This window comes from Hyphomonas sp. CACIAM 19H1 (assembly GCF_003325995.1).
GTDB lineage: Bacteria > Pseudomonadota > Alphaproteobacteria > Caulobacterales > Hyphomonadaceae > Hyphomonas > Hyphomonas polymorpha.
In genome coordinates, this window is sequence record NZ_CP016437.1 from 3,135,041 (window position 1) to 3,150,425 (window position 15,385).

The 15,385-nt window shown below is 63.9% G+C and carries 11 protein-coding genes; 3 read left to right on the forward strand and 8 right to left on the reverse strand.

The window, feature by feature from the left end:
- Positions 1-13: 13 nt before the first annotated feature.
- The 4 genes from BBF93_RS14610 to ssb all read right to left on the reverse strand — a co-directional run bounded on the left by BBF93_RS14610 (position 14) and on the right by ssb (position 5,187).
- Positions 14-2,161 (reverse strand): ParB/RepB/Spo0J family partition protein, encoded by a 2,148-nt coding sequence (locus tag BBF93_RS14610; RefSeq protein ID WP_114106414.1) that lies wholly within the window; start codon positions 2,159-2,161, stop codon positions 14-16.
- Positions 2,162-2,291: 130 nt separating this feature from the next.
- A complete protein-coding gene (locus tag BBF93_RS14615; protein WP_114106415.1) occupies positions 2,292-3,491 on the reverse strand; it encodes a DUF932 domain-containing protein in 1,200 nt (399 codons plus the stop codon).
- A 324-nt stretch (positions 3,492-3,815) separates the two neighbouring features.
- Positions 3,816-4,661 carry an OXA-1090 family carbapenem-hydrolyzing class D beta-lactamase gene (gene blaOXA, locus BBF93_RS14620; RefSeq protein ID WP_162174035.1) on the reverse strand — a complete coding sequence of 282 codons (846 nt, stop codon included), beginning with the start codon at positions 4,659-4,661 and terminating at the stop codon, positions 3,816-3,818.
- A gap of 37 nt (positions 4,662-4,698) precedes the next feature.
- Complete coding sequence (ssb, locus tag BBF93_RS14625; RefSeq protein ID WP_035598195.1) at positions 4,699-5,187, reverse strand: single-stranded DNA-binding protein; 489 nt, start codon at positions 5,185-5,187, stop codon at positions 4,699-4,701.
- 226 nt (positions 5,188-5,413) lie between these two features.
- Between ssb and uvrA the strand changes: the two genes are divergently transcribed.
- Entirely contained in the window at positions 5,414-8,395 is a 2,982-nt protein-coding gene (uvrA, locus tag BBF93_RS14630) for an excinuclease ABC subunit UvrA (protein WP_114106416.1), read from the forward strand.
- A gap of 22 nt (positions 8,396-8,417) precedes the next feature.
- On the opposite strand, the gene BBF93_RS14635 is transcribed toward uvrA, so the two are convergent.
- Together BBF93_RS14635 and BBF93_RS14640 are read right to left on the reverse strand one after the other, a co-directional pair.
- Entirely contained in the window at positions 8,418-9,398 is a 981-nt protein-coding gene (locus BBF93_RS14635) for a hypothetical protein (protein WP_114106417.1), read from the reverse strand.
- A gap of 55 nt (positions 9,399-9,453) precedes the next feature.
- Positions 9,454-10,269, reverse strand: a complete 816-nt coding sequence (locus tag BBF93_RS14640) for a hypothetical protein (RefSeq protein WP_114106418.1) — start codon at positions 10,267-10,269, stop codon at positions 9,454-9,456.
- Positions 10,270-10,367: 98 nt separating this feature from the next.
- Between BBF93_RS14640 and trmFO the strand changes: the two genes are divergently transcribed.
- Both trmFO and ttcA read left to right on the forward strand, forming a co-directional pair.
- Positions 10,368-11,771, forward strand: coding sequence for a methylenetetrahydrofolate--tRNA-(uracil(54)-C(5))-methyltransferase (FADH(2)-oxidizing) TrmFO (gene trmFO / locus BBF93_RS14645; RefSeq protein ID WP_114106419.1), 1,404 nt, complete (start codon positions 10,368-10,370; stop codon positions 11,769-11,771).
- A gap of 5 nt (positions 11,772-11,776) precedes the next feature.
- Entirely contained in the window at positions 11,777-12,664 is an 888-nt protein-coding gene (gene ttcA, locus BBF93_RS14650; RefSeq protein ID WP_114106420.1) for a tRNA 2-thiocytidine(32) synthetase TtcA, read from the forward strand.
- On the opposite strand, the gene BBF93_RS14655 is transcribed toward ttcA, so the two are convergent.
- A complete protein-coding gene (locus BBF93_RS14655; RefSeq protein ID WP_114106421.1) occupies positions 12,665-13,954 on the reverse strand; it encodes an acyl-CoA dehydrogenase family protein in 1,290 nt (429 codons plus the stop codon).
- Positions 13,955-14,039: 85 nt separating this feature from the next.
- Positions 14,040-15,353, reverse strand: coding sequence for an MATE family efflux transporter (locus BBF93_RS14660; RefSeq protein ID WP_114106422.1), 1,314 nt, complete (start codon positions 15,351-15,353; stop codon positions 14,040-14,042).
- Positions 15,354-15,385: the final 32 nt, after the last annotated feature.

Genomic DNA, 15,385 nt, shown 5'->3' on the forward strand with positions numbered 1-15,385 from the left:
CGGGGAGCGCGACCTACTCGGCGGCGACGGCGAAGGGGGTGTCGCCCTCGACCATGTCATTGTCGCCGAGCGGCGCTTCGTCCGCCACGGGCCGTGTGCCGTCATCTTCCGCCGACGACACTTCGCCATTGATCGCGTTCTCGACGATCACCTCCTTGATCGGCGACTCGGCCTCGCTCTCGACCGGCTTCGGCAACGCGCGGCCGGGCGTGCGGAGCGGTTCGGGCAACCAGCCGCTGCCTTCCAGCAGCACGGCTGCGCGCGCGGCCATGTCGCCCTTCTTGAGATGAGCAATGCCCTCGGCGGTCCGTTCGCCCTTGGCCTCGGTGACCGCCTGGACGATGCGCGCCTTGGTGACACGGCCGAGGAACGTGTCGACCGTCGGGGTCCAGCCCGCCGCCGCCATGTCGAGATCGACCGCCTGCGCGAGCCGGTCGGCATGGGCGAGTGCGCGCGGACGGCGGTTGTAGGCCTCGAACGTAGCGTTGACCGTGGAGGCGACGCAGTGGGCGAACAACGCCTTCTGCTGCTCGCCGTCCATGTCGCCAAGCGCGTTCCACAAAGCCTCGGGCTGCGCAGGCAGCAGGTCGGCAAGCGCCTGATGCCGCGCGTCGATGGCCTGTGCCGATGCGGTGTCGCCAAGGCCGGGTGCCTGCTGGCCGAACCCGACATGCTTGGCCTCGAGTTCGAGGCAGCTGTCGAGCGCGTAGCGATAGAACAGCCGCAATACGAGCGCGTGCAGACAGGCGTGGAACGCCACCTCGGGCGACCGGGCCACCGCATCCCGCAGTGCGAGCGTGCGATGCGCGGTGAGCTCGGACACGAGCCGGTCTGGGATCGGGCGCAGGCCCTCGTCCTCTTCTGGCTCGGGTGCGGGTTCGACATTGCTGTCGATGCCGGCCTGCCCACCGCCAATGTCTGTGCCGTTGTCGGCATGGTCTTGGTCCGCTTCCACAACAGCACCTTGCTCGGGCTCGACCGGCAACTCGTCCTCCGGCCGGACGAACCCGCGTTCGATTCTCAAGCTGCCATCGGGGGCGATGCTGACGAAGGCACCGGCGCGTGCCACCTCGTCGGCGTCGTAAGCCAGCGGTCGCTGGTCGAGCGCCTCAATGGCGGTTTCGAGCTCACCGAGCCGCTCGTCCACCTCGTCGGGCAGTTCGGGCGCGTCCTCATATTCGGCGATCAGTGCGTCATATTCGGCCTGAAGCGCATCGCGCGTCGCCTGCTCCTCGGCGCTGATTGCGACCGGCATGCCGCGCAGTTGCCTGAGCCCATAGGTGTGGCCATAAGGAAAGTCCGGTGCGGCATCGATCCAGCGCCAGCCTTCGGCCTGCACCTTCATCGCTTCCTCGCGCAGCCTCTCCGAGACCATCAGGTCCACGAGGCCAACGTCCTGCAGCCACCCGCCATCGTCACCCTGGAACAGGTCGCGCATGACGCTGCCGCCGGCCTCGACATAGGCATCAATGTCGATGAACCGTGCACGCTTGTCCGACGCACGCACAGCACCCTCGGTCAACATCCGGCGGATGGCATAGGGCTGGTTGTCATAGGAACCGGCGAGACGTTCGAAGACCTGCTCCTGCCGTTCGTGATCGCCGTTGACGGTGAATGCCATCAGCTGGTCGAGCGTGATCGCATCCTCGGCATAGGCGTCGAGGATCTTCGGGCTGACGCTGGCGAGCTTGAGGCGCTGCTTGACCACCGCGACCGACACGAACTGGTGCGCGGCGATCTCCTCCTCGGACTGGCCCTTCTCGCGCAGCGCAAGAAAGGCGCGGAACTGGTCGAGCGGGTGCAGCGGTGCCCGCTGAATGTTCTCGGCCAGGCTGTCTTCCTCGGCATCGCCAGCGGTGCGGACGATGCACGGGACCGGCGCATTACGGGGGAGCTTCTTGCGCTTCACCAGCAGTTCGAGCGCGCGATAGCGGCGTCCGCCGGATGGCACCTCGAACATGCCGGTCTCGTTGCCATCGGTATCGACCACGGCACGAACAGTGAGCGACTGCAGCAATGTGCGCCGGGCAATGTCCTCGGCGAGGTCTTCGATGCCGACGCCAGCCTTGATGCGGCGGACGTTGGACTGCGACAGCACCAGCTTGTCGAACGGAATGTCGCGCGATGCGCTGAGCGCGAGCTTGGGACTGGACTTGGACATGACACTTCTCCGTGACGGCCCGGCCGGGAGCCTCTCTCCCGACACCTCGAACCGTCACGAAGCGCAGCGCCGCCCTCTTCCTTTCGAAGAGAGCGACGCCGCGTATCGGAACGACCGTGGAGACGAAGACTTACGCCGTGACCCGGTCGAACAGCTTCTTGGCCCGGCTCTCCAGATCGAGCCGGGCATCTTGCTGTGCCTTGTCGCGCGCGAAGGCGGTGATGCCCTGCACGAAGTCGAACACGGACTCGGGCGGGCGGCCTTCTTCGGCGAGTACCGTGTCGATAATCTTCGCAGTCTCGGCCTTCCCGAAGCCGCGCTTGCGCAGGAACTCTATGCGATCTTCGTCCGAGCGTGCGACGATGCGCTCGCGCGCCTGGCGTATGCCGTTGACGAACGGGAGCGGCGAGGAGTCGGCGAACCGGGTCAGCGCCGGAGCCGCTTCGTGCGCGAAGCGGTTGGCGGCGTATTTGCTGTGCCGGATACTGATCTCTTCGAAGTCCTCGACACCCCAGAGATTGCGGTTCTGGCAGACGGCACGCAGGTAGAAGCTGGAGATGCCCAGCGTCTTGGCGCCCACCTCACTGTTCCAGCAGTAGAAGCCGCGGAAGTAGAGGTCGGGCGATCCATCGGGCAGTTTGCCGGCTTCGATCGGGTTGAGGTCGTCGACCAGGAACAGGAAGACATCGCGATCCGACGCATAGAGCGTGGTCGTATCGGCGCTGATATCGACCATCGGGTTGTAGATGCCGGTCGACCAGTCGAGCACGCCGGGAACCTTCCAGCGGGTATCGCCGGTGCCGTTGCCAGCGATCTTCTGTACGGCAGCGACCAACTCATGGTCGTAGATGCGGCCATAATCGGGGCCGGTGACGGCGCGCAGTTCCAGCCGGCCATCGTCTGTCTCCAGCGTTTTGACCTGCTCGGCGCGGTGGTTGGTGAGGCCATATTGCAGGTTGATGCCGGCCAGCGGTGCTGGAAGCTGGCGCAGATACGCCGCTGGCGCGCCGACCAAGGCTGCCAGCTGGCCGAAGCTCCAATGCGTTGGGGAAATCGGCTGGTCGGCACCGGGCAGGATCAGGTCCAGCCGTTCGGCATTGTCGCGGCTGGCTTCGACCCGCACCGCCGCGCTTTCGACCGTGCGCGTGCGACTGCGCTCCGCGCGGCACTTCACCGATGCCATCAGTGCATCGAGCGAGAGATAGCGCTCATCGGCAGGACGGCTGAACCATTCCGACGATACCCGCCCGACCCGCTGACCGCGACCGACATCGACCTTGTAGCCACCGCTCCGGTCGGGGCTCGCGTCGAGAACTTGAACTTGTGTCATGACATGTCTCCGCGACGGCCCGGCCGGGAGCCTCTCTCCCGACACTCGAACCGTCACGGCGACAGCCGCCGCCCTCTTCCTCTCAAAAGGAAGTCACCACATCCCGCGCGTCAGCGTGACACACGTCGTGCGCGCTCCTATGGTTACGGCGAAGACACATGCCGCCATTTGTACGAGAAGCGGTGATTACCCGGTGATTACTCTCGCGAAAGCTGCGAAGGTAAACCGGCTGTTTTGTGTCCGTCAATCAACGTCTTATACGGATTTAGCCGTTAAGGTGTGGTATTTCCGGCCCTATTTCCCGCTCGGCGCGCCGGATCGGGATTAGCGCTCTGCCGGCAGGGCGCCCAGTGATCGCAGCGCGCGCTCGACGGCAGCGCGCCGCCGCGGAGCTTCTTCCATGCCGCCGGGCATGTCCATGTTGAGGGCGAAGACATAGGTGCCGGGCGCGTCTCCGGCGGACTGCTCAAGCCAGCCGACAATCCAGCCAATGTCCATCTGCCCCTCGACGCTTTTCCAGCCGGTCTTGCCGTAAAGCGTCCAGCCCTCGCCGCGCTCCAGCACCATCACCGGCACGGCAAGATCATAAGTGCTGGCCGAAAGCGGCAGCGTGCGGCGCGCGAGACGGGCGAGAAACTCCACCTGCTCGGTCGCCGAAATGGCAAGCGGGCCTTCGAGCCAGTAGCGCGTGCTCTGCTCCGGCCCGCCAATATCGGCATTGCCATAGCCAAAGCCCTTGAGACCCTCTGTCAGGCGCGCGGCGCCGATGCGCGGCACGACGATCTGATAGATCCAGACAGTGGAGCGCTGGAAGGCCTGGCTGAACGTCTGGTCCTCGTTCCAGCTGTCCACAAAGCGCTTCTGGCCATCCCACTCGAAGCGCTCGTCCGGCCCCGTGACCGCGCCGAACTCATAGGCGAGCAGGGTGTGGGGGATCTTGGAGGTGGAGGCAGGCGTAAACCGCTCGCGGATACGCGCGCCGCCGCTGGCCCAGACCTTTTCATCCTCCAGCCGGTAGATCACCAGTGCGGATTTTGCCGGGCTCACGCCTTCCAGCATCAGCGCCTGTTCGAGCGGGTTTTCTTCCGGCGCTGGCAAGTTCCAGCCGGAACTGGCGCAAGCGGCCAGCAAAGCCGCCGCAAGCATCAGCAGGCCAGCCCGAAGGCGCATTCCTGCAGAAGACGCAGCAGCCAGCATCACGCCACCCTCAGAACGGGATCTCGTCGTCGAGATCCTGGCTGAAGCTTTCCTTCGGGCCGCTCATCTGCTGGCGCCCGCCACCGCCGGAATAGCCCATGTCACGGTCGCGGCCACCGCCGCCCGCGCCCATGCCGCCGCCTTCGCCGCGGCCATCAAGCATCACAAGCGTGGCATCAAAGCCCTGCAGCACGATCTCGGTCGAGTAACGGTCATTGCCGTCCTTGTCCTGCCATTTGCGGGTCTGCAGCTTGCCTTCCAGATAAACCTTCGAGCCTTTTTTCAGATAATTCTGGGCCACCTTGATGAGGCCTTCGGAGAAGATGGCAACGGTGTGCCATTCGGTCTTTTCCTTGCGCTCGCCGCTGGCCTTGTCGCGCCAGGTTTCCGAAGTGGCGATGCGCAGGTTGCACACCTGCCCGCCATTCTGGAACTGACGCACCTCCGGGTCTGCCCCGAGATTGCCGACCAGGATCACCTTGTTGACTGAACCCGCCATGATGGGGCCTCCGCGCTGAAATTCTGTTTCGAGTCCGATTCGAGTTGTTCTACTCTGCTATGCGCGCCCTGTCGCCTGACAGCGATGAAATTCCACCGCCCCGCCCGCGTCCAAAAGCAGCTTGCATATGAAGTTCACATTTTGTTCTTGTCGTCAAGCCAGACTCGGACCAACATATACCCATCTGATCCTCCATCCCTCCTGACCTGTTGAGCGACCCTCCCTCATGGCCGAATCCCCCTTCATCCGCGTGCGCGGCGCCAAGGAACACAATCTCAAGAACATCGACGTGGACATCCCGCGCGGCGAGCTTGTGGTGATGACCGGCCTGTCGGGCTCGGGCAAATCCTCCCTCGCCTTCGACACGATCTATGCCGAGGGCCAGCGCCGCTATGTGGAGTCGCTCTCAGCCTATGCGCGCCAGTTCCTGGAGCTGATGCAGAAGCCGGATGTGGAGAGCATTGAGGGCCTCTCACCGGCGATTTCCATCGAGCAGAAGACGACGAGCCGGAACCCGCGCTCAACCGTCGGCACGGTGACCGAAATCTATGACTATATGCGCCTCCTCTGGGCGCGCGCGGGCATTCCCTATTCGCCCGCGACCGGGCTGCCGATCGAGAGCCAGACCGTCAGCCAGATGGTCGACCGGACGATGGAACTGGAAGACGGCACGCGGCTTTACCTGCTCGCCCCGATGGTGCGCGGGCGCAAGGGCGAGTTCCGCAAGGAATTTGCCGAGCTGCTGAAGAACGGCTTCCAGCGCGTCAAGGTGAATGGTGAATTCCATGAGCTGGAAGACCCGCCGAAGCTCGACAAGAAGTTCAAGCATGACATCGATGTTGTGGTCGACCGGGTGGTCGTCCGTGCCGGTATGGAACAGCGTCTGGCCGAGAGTTTCGAGACTGCGCTCGGGCTCGCTCAGGGCATTGCGGTGGCCGAATATGCCGACATCGCGCCGGGAGAAACTGAACCGAAACGCATTACCTTCAGCGCCAATTTCGCCTGCCCGGTTTCCGGCTTTTCCATTCCGGAGATCGAGCCGCGCCTCTTCTCCTTCAACAACCCCTTCGGCGCCTGCCCGACCTGCGATGGTCTCGGCGAGCAGCTGAAGATCGACCCAGCCCTGATTGTTCCGGACAAGGATCTTGATCTCCTGAACGGCGCGATTGCGCCCTGGGCGAAATCCTCCTCCCCCTATCAGACCCAGACCCTGCAGGCCCTCTCGGCGCATTACCGGTTTGACCTCGGCAAGCCCTGGAACAAGCTGCCGGAAAAGGTCCAGGACATCATCCTCTACGGCACCGGCGACGAGGAAATCCAATTCGTCTATGATGACGGCATGCGCAGCTACAAGGTGAAGAAAACCTTCGAAGGCGTGATCCCCAATCTTGACCGTCGCTACCGTGAAACGGACTCCGCCTGGGTGCGCGAAGAAATCAGCCGCTTCCAGTCTGCCGCGCCCTGCCCCGATTGCGGCGGCAAACGCCTGAAGCCGCAGGCCCTGGCGGTGAAGATTGCCGGGCTCGATATCTCCGAGGCCGGAGAATTTTCGATCCGCAAGGCAGGCGAGTGGTTCGGCAAGGTCCACAAATCGTTGACCAAGCAGCAGAACGAGATTGCCAGCCGCATCCTGAAGGAGATCAACGACCGGCTGATCTTCCTCAATGATGTGGGCCTTGATTATCTCACGCTCAATCGCGGCTCGGGCACGCTGTCTGGGGGCGAAAGCCAGCGCATCCGTCTTGCCAGCCAGATCGGCTCGGGCCTCACCGGCGTGCTCTATGTGCTCGACGAGCCTTCCATCGGCCTGCACCAGCGGGACAATGAGCGCCTCTTGGAAACGCTGAAACGCCTGCGCGACCTTGGCAATTCCGTGATCGTGGTGGAGCATGACGAGGACGCGATCCTGCTGGCCGACCATGTGATCGATATGGGGCCGGCAGCCGGTGTGCATGGCGGGCAGATCATTGCCTCAGGCACCCCTGATGAGGTGATGCAGAACCCCAAAAGTCTGACGGCGGATTATCTCAACGGCACGCGCGAGATCGCAATCCCGAAACGCCGCCCGGTGGTCAAGGGCTCGCGCCGCATCACGCTGAAAGGCGCGAGTGGCAACAACCTCAAGAACGTTACCGCCTCAATTCCGCTCGGCACGTTCACGGCCATCACGGGCGTTTCGGGCGGGGGCAAGTCCACGCTGATCATCGAGACGCTCTACAAGGCGCTTGCCCGCAAGCTCAACGGCGCGTCGGATGCCCCGTCTCCCTATGAAAGCCTCGAAGGGCTGCAGCATCTCGACAAGGTGATCGACATCGACCAGTCGCCCATCGGGCGCACGCCGCGGTCCAACCCGGCGACCTATACCGGCGCCTTCGGGCCGATCCGCGACTGGTATGCCGGCCTGCCGGAAGCCAAGGCCCGTGGCTACGCGCCCGGCCGGTTCAGCTTCAACGTCAAGGGCGGGCGCTGCGAGGCGTGCCAGGGCGACGGCGTCATCAAGATCGAGATGCACTTCCTGCCGGATGTCTATGTCACCTGCGAAACCTGCAAGGGCAAACGGTATAATCGCGAAACGCTGGAAGTCCTGTTCAAGGGCAAGTCGATTGCCGATGTGCTGGACATGACGGTGGAAGACGCAGCGAAATTCTTCGCGGCGATGCCCGCGATCTTCTCAAAGCTCGATACGCTCAATCAGGTGGGCCTTGGCTATATCAAGGTGGGCCAGCAGGCCACCACGCTTTCGGGCGGGGAGGCGCAGCGGGTGAAGCTCGCCAAGGAACTCTCCAAGCGGGCAACCGGCCGTACCCTGTATATCCTCGACGAGCCGACGACCGGCCTGCATTTCGAGGATGTGAAAAAGCTGCTCGAAGTGCTGCACGAGCTGGTGGATGCGGGCAATACGGTGGTGGTGATCGAGCATAACCTCGACGTGGTGAAGACTGCTGACTGGGTGCTCGACCTTGGCCCCGAAGGCGGCGATGGCGGGGGCCGGCTGGTCGCCGAAGGCACGCCGGAAGACATCATCGCGGTGGAGGAAAGCTGGACCGGCAGGTTCCTCGCTGAAACCTTCCGCCGCCAGGACGAACGCCGCGCCGCCCGCAACAAGCGGGAGAAAGCGGCCACAAAGTCCAAAGCGGCCGCCCCGGAAGAAAAGCCAAAGGCGAAAAAGCCCGTGAAGAAAACCAAGGCAGGCGCGGGCGCGAAATAAGCGCCCCGCCTGCCCTGCTTCTTCAGCTGAAGATATCGACCCGCTCGGCGTCACCCAGATCATTGCGCGGGTCATGCCGGGCCGCGAGCGCGGCCGGGGCGCCGACGAAATGCTGCATCAGGCCCTGCACAAAGAGAAGGCCAAAATAGAGCAGCGCCATCGGCGCGATAAAGGCCGGCGACAGAAAGATCGCTGCCATTTCCTCTGTGGGCGAACCGCCGTCCACGCGCAGGCTCATCAGGAAGGGCATCATCAGCATCTGCGCGATGGCCGAGATGATCTGCGACAGCACCGAAACGACCACGACGATGATCACATAGGCGCCGAGGATCGGCCAGAAGCGGCCGCGCGACACGTTCCAGGCATCGAAGAACCGTATCTCCTTGTCCTTCACCGTCAGCCCGAAGCAGGGCGCAAGCCGCGTCGCCACAAAGATGTAGAGCAGCGAGAAAAGAAACATCAGACCGAAACCGGCGAAGAAGGTGCCCAGGAAGCGGGCGGCGGCCTGATCGTCCATCGGCCCGTTGAGGTCCATTGCTGCCAGCGTGCCGAAGGCGCCAAACATCACAACCATCGGAATGGCAAAGATCACCAGGCTCATCAGCGCCCAGAGCAGTCCCACGACCATCATCCGCACTTCGTCTCCGCCAAAACCGAGGGAGAATTTCGCGCCGAAGATATAGCGCCGCTGGGACGCAGTCTCGAACATCGCCCAAACCACCCAGCCGGCCACCGAGCCCATAAGGATCAGCGGAACAAGATCGCCCAAGCCGCCAAAGAAGAGGCCAAAGACATCCGCCGGCATGGGGTTGGGATCGTTCTCCAGCTGCTGCAAAGCCAGGAACCATTCGGCCAGCGCCTGCCAGCCCAGAAGCCCGATCAACAGGAAAAGCGCCACATAGACCGCGGCATACGCCAACCCAAACAGCCAGGGGAAACTCTTGAAATGCGGCGCCTTGAACGGGTAGGTCAGCGCGCGATCGAACGAAAATCCGGTGTTCATCTCGGTCTCCCCATCAGCCGGTACACACGCACCTAAACCTGAATGGGCCGCCGCATCAATCGCCCGAAGAGGGGGGCTCCGGCGCCAGCTCTGCCGGTTTCAGCTTCTCCCAGGCGGCCGCCGCCATGCCATGGCCAGCAAGCAGGAAGGGCGCGAAGACGAGGACGCCCGCTGCCCCGCCAATGAAATGGCCAATGCCGGTGTCTGGCAGCGCGCGGTGAAGCGCGCCATTGACCGCCACCCCGAGGGCAAAGGGCAGGATATGTGTCGCAAGGCTCGCCAGGCCGAGCGTCCTGAGATGCCCCTTTGTGCGACCCCAGGTGCGAAACACCTGCGCCTTGCCAAGCGCGCTGGTCGCCGCGCCATAGAGCGTCAGGCGCAGGGCGATCCAGCCGAGGAGCCCCGCCCCTACCGCGCAGCAGGCAATGAACACCGCGCCATAGGGCGTGCCCAGCAGCGCAATGAACGCCTCGCGCACCAGCGCCGGATCGGACTCGTCATTCAGCTGATACTGCCCGGCCTCATTGATCAGGATGCCCGGCAGCATCATCAGGAAGAATACAACAAAGAAGCCGATGAACAGAAACGCCGCATAGGCCGCCAGATTGGCATGGGCCAGAGGCAGGAATTTTGCCGCCGCGCCGGGGATAAGCCGCTGATAGGCACGGCGCGACAGCTCCGTTCCGGCGAGAAATGCCAGCATCGCCGCGCCCAGCGGCAGCCAGAGGCCGCTTTGTGAACGCAGGGCGAAACTGTACAGTCCCGCTGCCAGCGCGAACAGGATCAGCCATGGCGCGGTGGGCACAAGAAGGCGGCCCGCACCGTTCCAGGCAGCGGAAATCAGGGGGAAAATGGCAAGGCGCGTCGTCATCTCGGCTCGTCTCATCTCGGGGCGCACACCTAAAGCCTCCCGCCCTGCCCGGCAAACGCTATCTTGACGCGCCGGAGCGGCGGCCTCATGTCCGCGGCATGACCCTGAAACCCATCCATGTTATCGGCGGCGGCATGGCCGGCTCCGAAGCGGCCTGGCAGATTGCCTCTGCCGGCGTGCCCGTGATCCTGCACGAAATGCGCGGCGTGCGCGGCACGGACGCCCACCAGACCGACAAGCTGGCCGAACTCGTCTGCTCCAACTCCTTCCGCTCGGACGACCACACGACCAACGCCGTCGGCGTGATCCATGAAGAGATGCGCCGCGCAGGCGGCATCATCATCACCACCGCGAAAGACCATCAGGTGCCCGCCGGCAGCGCGCTCGCGGTAGACCGGGAAGGATTCTCGGAGGCCGTGACGGCCAAGCTGGAAGCCCATCCCCTCGTCACCATCGTACGCGAGGAAATCGCCGGCATTCCGCCCGAGGAGTGGGACAGCGTGATCGTGGCCACCGGGCCGCTGACCTCCATTGCCCTCGCCGAAGCCATCCGCGCGCATACCGGCGAGACAGATCTTGCTTTCTTCGACGCCATCGCCCCGATCGTCTATTTCGACTCGATCGACATGGACAAAGCCTGGCGCCAGAGCCGCTATGACAAGGCCGGCCCTGCAGGAGATACAGCCGCCTATATCAACTGTCCGATGACGGAAGACCAGTATAACGCCTTCCTCGATGCCCTGCTCGCCGCGCCGAAGACAGAGTTCCGCGACTGGGAAAAGGACACGCCTTACTTTGAAGGCTGCCTCCCCATCGAAGTGATGGCCGAGCGCGGGCGCGAGACGCTGCGCTTTGGGCCGATGAAACCGGTCGGCCTCACCAATCCGCATAACCCAACCGTCAAGGCCCATGCCATCGTGCAGCTGCGGCAGGACAATGCGCTGGGCACGCTCTGGAACATGGTCGGCTTCCAGACGAAGCTGAAATATGCAGCGCAGACGGACATTTTCCGGATGATCCCCGGCCTGGAGAAGGCCGAGTTCGCCCGCCTTGGCGGCATCCACCGCAACACCTTCCTCAACTCGCCCAAACTGCTCGACCGGCAACTCCGGATGAAGTCCATGCCGCGCCTGCGCTTTGCCGGCCAGGTGACCGGTGTGGAAGGCTATGTGGAGAGCGCCGCAATGGGCTTGCTCGCCGGTCGCCTCGCCGCGGCCGAACGCCTTGGCCTGAAGCTCGAGCCGCCCCCACCCACAACCGCTATCGGCGCCCTCGTCAACCACATCACCGGCGGGCATCTCGCCGAAGGCCAGACCTTCCAGCCGATGAACGTGAATTTCGGCCTCTTCCCGGATATCGAAGAGTATGACCGCAAGGGACCGGACGGCAAACGCCTGCGCGGCAAGGACAAGGGCCGCGCCAAGAAAGCAGCTCAGGCTATCCGTGCTCTGAACGACTTTGACGCCTGGCTGGCAGGCGAAGCGGCCGTAGCGGCGGAGTAGACATCATGGCCGACACCTCCCTCTCCCCCGTCCTGCCGCTGTTCGCGAATACGCCCTCCAGCGTCAGCTTCAAGAAGCTGCGCAAACGGCTGGTGCGCGGGGTGCTGGAGGTGATCGATACCTATGGCCTGGTAGATCGCCGCGCCATCGAAACCGGCGAAAAGCCGCGCCCGAAATGGCTCGTCTGCCTTTCCGGCGGCAAGGATTCCTACGGGCTTCTGGCCGTGCTGCTGGATTTGCAATGGCAGGGCGCGCTTCCGGTAGACCTCATCGCCTGCAATCTCGATCAGGGTCAGCCGGGCTTCCCCAAACACATCCTGCCTGACTGGCTGACGAAAAACGGCGTGCCCCACAAGATCATCACCGAGGACACCTATTCCATCGTGACGGAAAAAGTGCCCGAGGGGCGCACCTATTGTTCCATGTGCTCCCGCCTGCGCCGGGGCATCCTTTACCGCGTCGCGCGCGAAGAACGCTGCGAGGCCATCGTGCTCGGCCACCACCGGGATGACGCGCTCGCCACCTTCATGATGAACCTCATCCATGGCGGGCGTCTTGCGGCCATGCCGGCCAAGCTGCTCAATGATGAGGGTGATGTACAGGTATTCCGTCCCCTGATCACAGCCGCTGAAGACGATCTGGCAAAGTTTGCCGAGGCGATGGAATTCCCGATCATCCCCTGCAATCTCTGCGGCAGCCAGGACGGCCTTCAGCGCGTGGCGATGAACCGCCTGCTGACGGAGTGGGAACAGAAGAAACCGGGCACCCGGCAAGTGATGGCCCGGGCGCTCACGAATGTGCGCCCGAGCCATCTGCATGATCCTCGGGTGTTCGACTTTGCCGGGCTGATGCTGGGGGGCAAAGGCGAAGACGACCCGAACGTCCCCTTTTGATCATGCAATCTCGCGCGCAGGCGGCCAGGCAATGCCAGTCTCCGGCCGGTGTGCGGGATAATCGGGCACTTCCCGGTATTTCTTCAGTTCATTGCGGGCAATCGCGCGCAGGTGAACCTCGTCCGGCCCGTCCGCGAGGCGCAGCGTGCGGATACCGGCATAGAGTTCAGCCAGGCCGAAATCATCGGTAACCCCTGCCCCGCCATGGGCCTGAATGGCGTCGTCGATCACCTTCAGTGCGGCGCGCGGAGCGGCCACCTTGATCATCGCAATCTCGTTGGCCGCGCCCTTGTTGCCCACCGTGTCCATCATGTAAGCCGCCTTCAGCGTCAGCAGGCGCGTCATCTCGATGTCGAGGCGGGCTTCCCCGATCCTCTGCTCCCAGATGGACTGCTGATAAAGCGCCTTGCCGAAGGCAGCCCGCGTCAGCACGCGGCGGGAGAGTTTTTCCAGCGCCACTTCGGCGGCTCCGATGGTGCGCATGCAATGGTGGATACGCCCCGGCCCAAGGCGGCCCTGCGCGATTTCAAATCCCCGCCCTTCGCCAAGGATGAGGTTTGCCACCGGCACGCGGACATTCTCCAGCAGCACCTCGGCATGGCCATGCGGGCTGTCATCATAGCCAAACACAGGCAGCATACGGAGAATCTTCATCCCCGGCGCGTCCATCGGCACCAGGATCTGGCTCTGCTGGCGGTGGCGCTCGGCGGCGGGGTCTGTCTTGCCCATCACGATGGCCACCTTGCAGCGCGGATCCCCCACGCCGGAAGACCACCATTTACGCCCGTTGATCACATATTCATCGCCCTCGCGGACGATGGATGTCTCGATATTGGTTGCATCTGAAGAGGCGACCAGCGGCTCTGTCATCAGGAAGGCCGAGCGGATTTCTCCGCGTAGCAGCGGCCCCAGCCAGCGCTCCTTCTGGAAGGGCGAGCCATAGCGGTGCAGCACTTCCATATTTCCTGTGTCAGGCGCCGAACAGTTGAATACTTCGGAGGCAAAGCCCACGCGCCCCATGATTTCCGAAAGCGGCGCATATTCGGCGTTCGTCAGCCCGGCGCCGCGGAACATGCCCTCATCATGATCCGCGTTCGGCGGCAGGAACAGGTTCCAGAGCCCTTCCGCCTTCGCGCGCTCCTTCAGCCCTTCGAGCACTGGATTGACGCCCCACCGGTCTTTCTCGTGATGAGCCTTGTAAGCAGGCACGGCGGGATAGACATGCGCGTCCATGAACTGGGTGACGCGGGCCATGTATTCCTTCGTCTTCGGGCTGTAGTCGAACTGCATCGTCTTTCTCCGGTCTCACTGATCCGGATCAGCCTGCGCTGGCGGGGGAATGGGGGGAATACGGATGTTTGCGGATGCGCCCGCGTCAGCTCGCCGCTGCGCGCGGCGCCATCTGTCCCATCAGGCGCGGCCAATAGAGCGCCAATGCCCCGGCGCGGTAGACATAGCTCAGCAGAAACGCCGTCCATACGCCCGCATTCGCGAAGGACGGCGCCAGCAGAAGATCGCTCGCCAGATAGGCGAGCATGGCCATCACGCCGGCATTGCGCACCGCCTCCCCCTGCGTGGTGGCCAGGAACAGCCCGTCCAGCTGCCAGGCCGCCACACCGATCAGCGGCACAGCTGCGCACCAGGGCAGATAGGTCAGGGCCGCTTCCCGCGCCGCCGGGTCCAGTATGAAGGCCTCGATCACGGCGCCGCCGCCCAGCCAGAAGATCAGCGAAAACGCCGCGCCGCAGACGACCGCGATCTCGCTCGTCACGCGCATCGCCCGCTTGAGCCTTGCCCTGTCGCGCGCGCCATAGGCGGCGCCCGCTTCCTTCTCCGCCACAAAGGCAAAGGCATCCAGCACGAAAGCGGAGACAGCGATAAACTGCAACAGCACCTGATTGCCCGCCAGCGCCGCTGTGCCCTGCTTTGCGCCGGAATTGACGAACCAGGCGAAAGTGAAGAGCAGCGCCAGCGTACGGATCATGATGTCGCGGTTGGCGTTAAACAGCGCCAGAAGTTTTGCCCGGTCAAAGAGGCGCGCGCCGGAGCCAAGGCCTTTGCGCACGATGACCAATCCGAAACCGAGCGCTGCCCATTCGGCAATCGCCGTGCCCGCGCCGATGCCGGTCGCGCCCCAATCCCAGATCGCCACGAAGGCATAGTCGAGCCCGGCATTGATGCCATTGAGCACGATCTGCATGGCCAGCAGGGCGCGCGTGCGCCCCGTGCCGATCAGCCAGCCGGAAATGGCATAACCCATCAGGATGGCCGGCGCGCCCCAGATCCGTGCCCAGAAATATCCCGATGCTTCGATCTCGACGGCGCTCTCTGCCTGGAACAATGCCAGCGCGATCCGGGAGGTCAGCGGAAAGGAGAGGACGAGGAGGACGCCAAGGCCTGCGCCCAGCATCAGCGCGCGCATCAGGATCGCGCGCACTTCCAGCCCATCCCCTGCCCCATCGGCCTGAGCGGTGAGGCCGGTGGTCGCCATGCGCAGGAAGCCGAAGCCCCAATAGAGGAAGCTGAACACCACCGCGGCCAGCCCCACGGCGGCCAGCTCAACCGCCGTGCCATAGCGCCCCATCACGGCGGTATCGACAATGCCGGTTGTCGCCATCGCCACCTGCGCCAGCATGATCGGCCAGGCAAGCGCCAGCGCGCGGGAACGGGTGAGGATGGCGGCAGTCATGCGCTGGCGGGATTATCCGGTTTGTGCCGCGC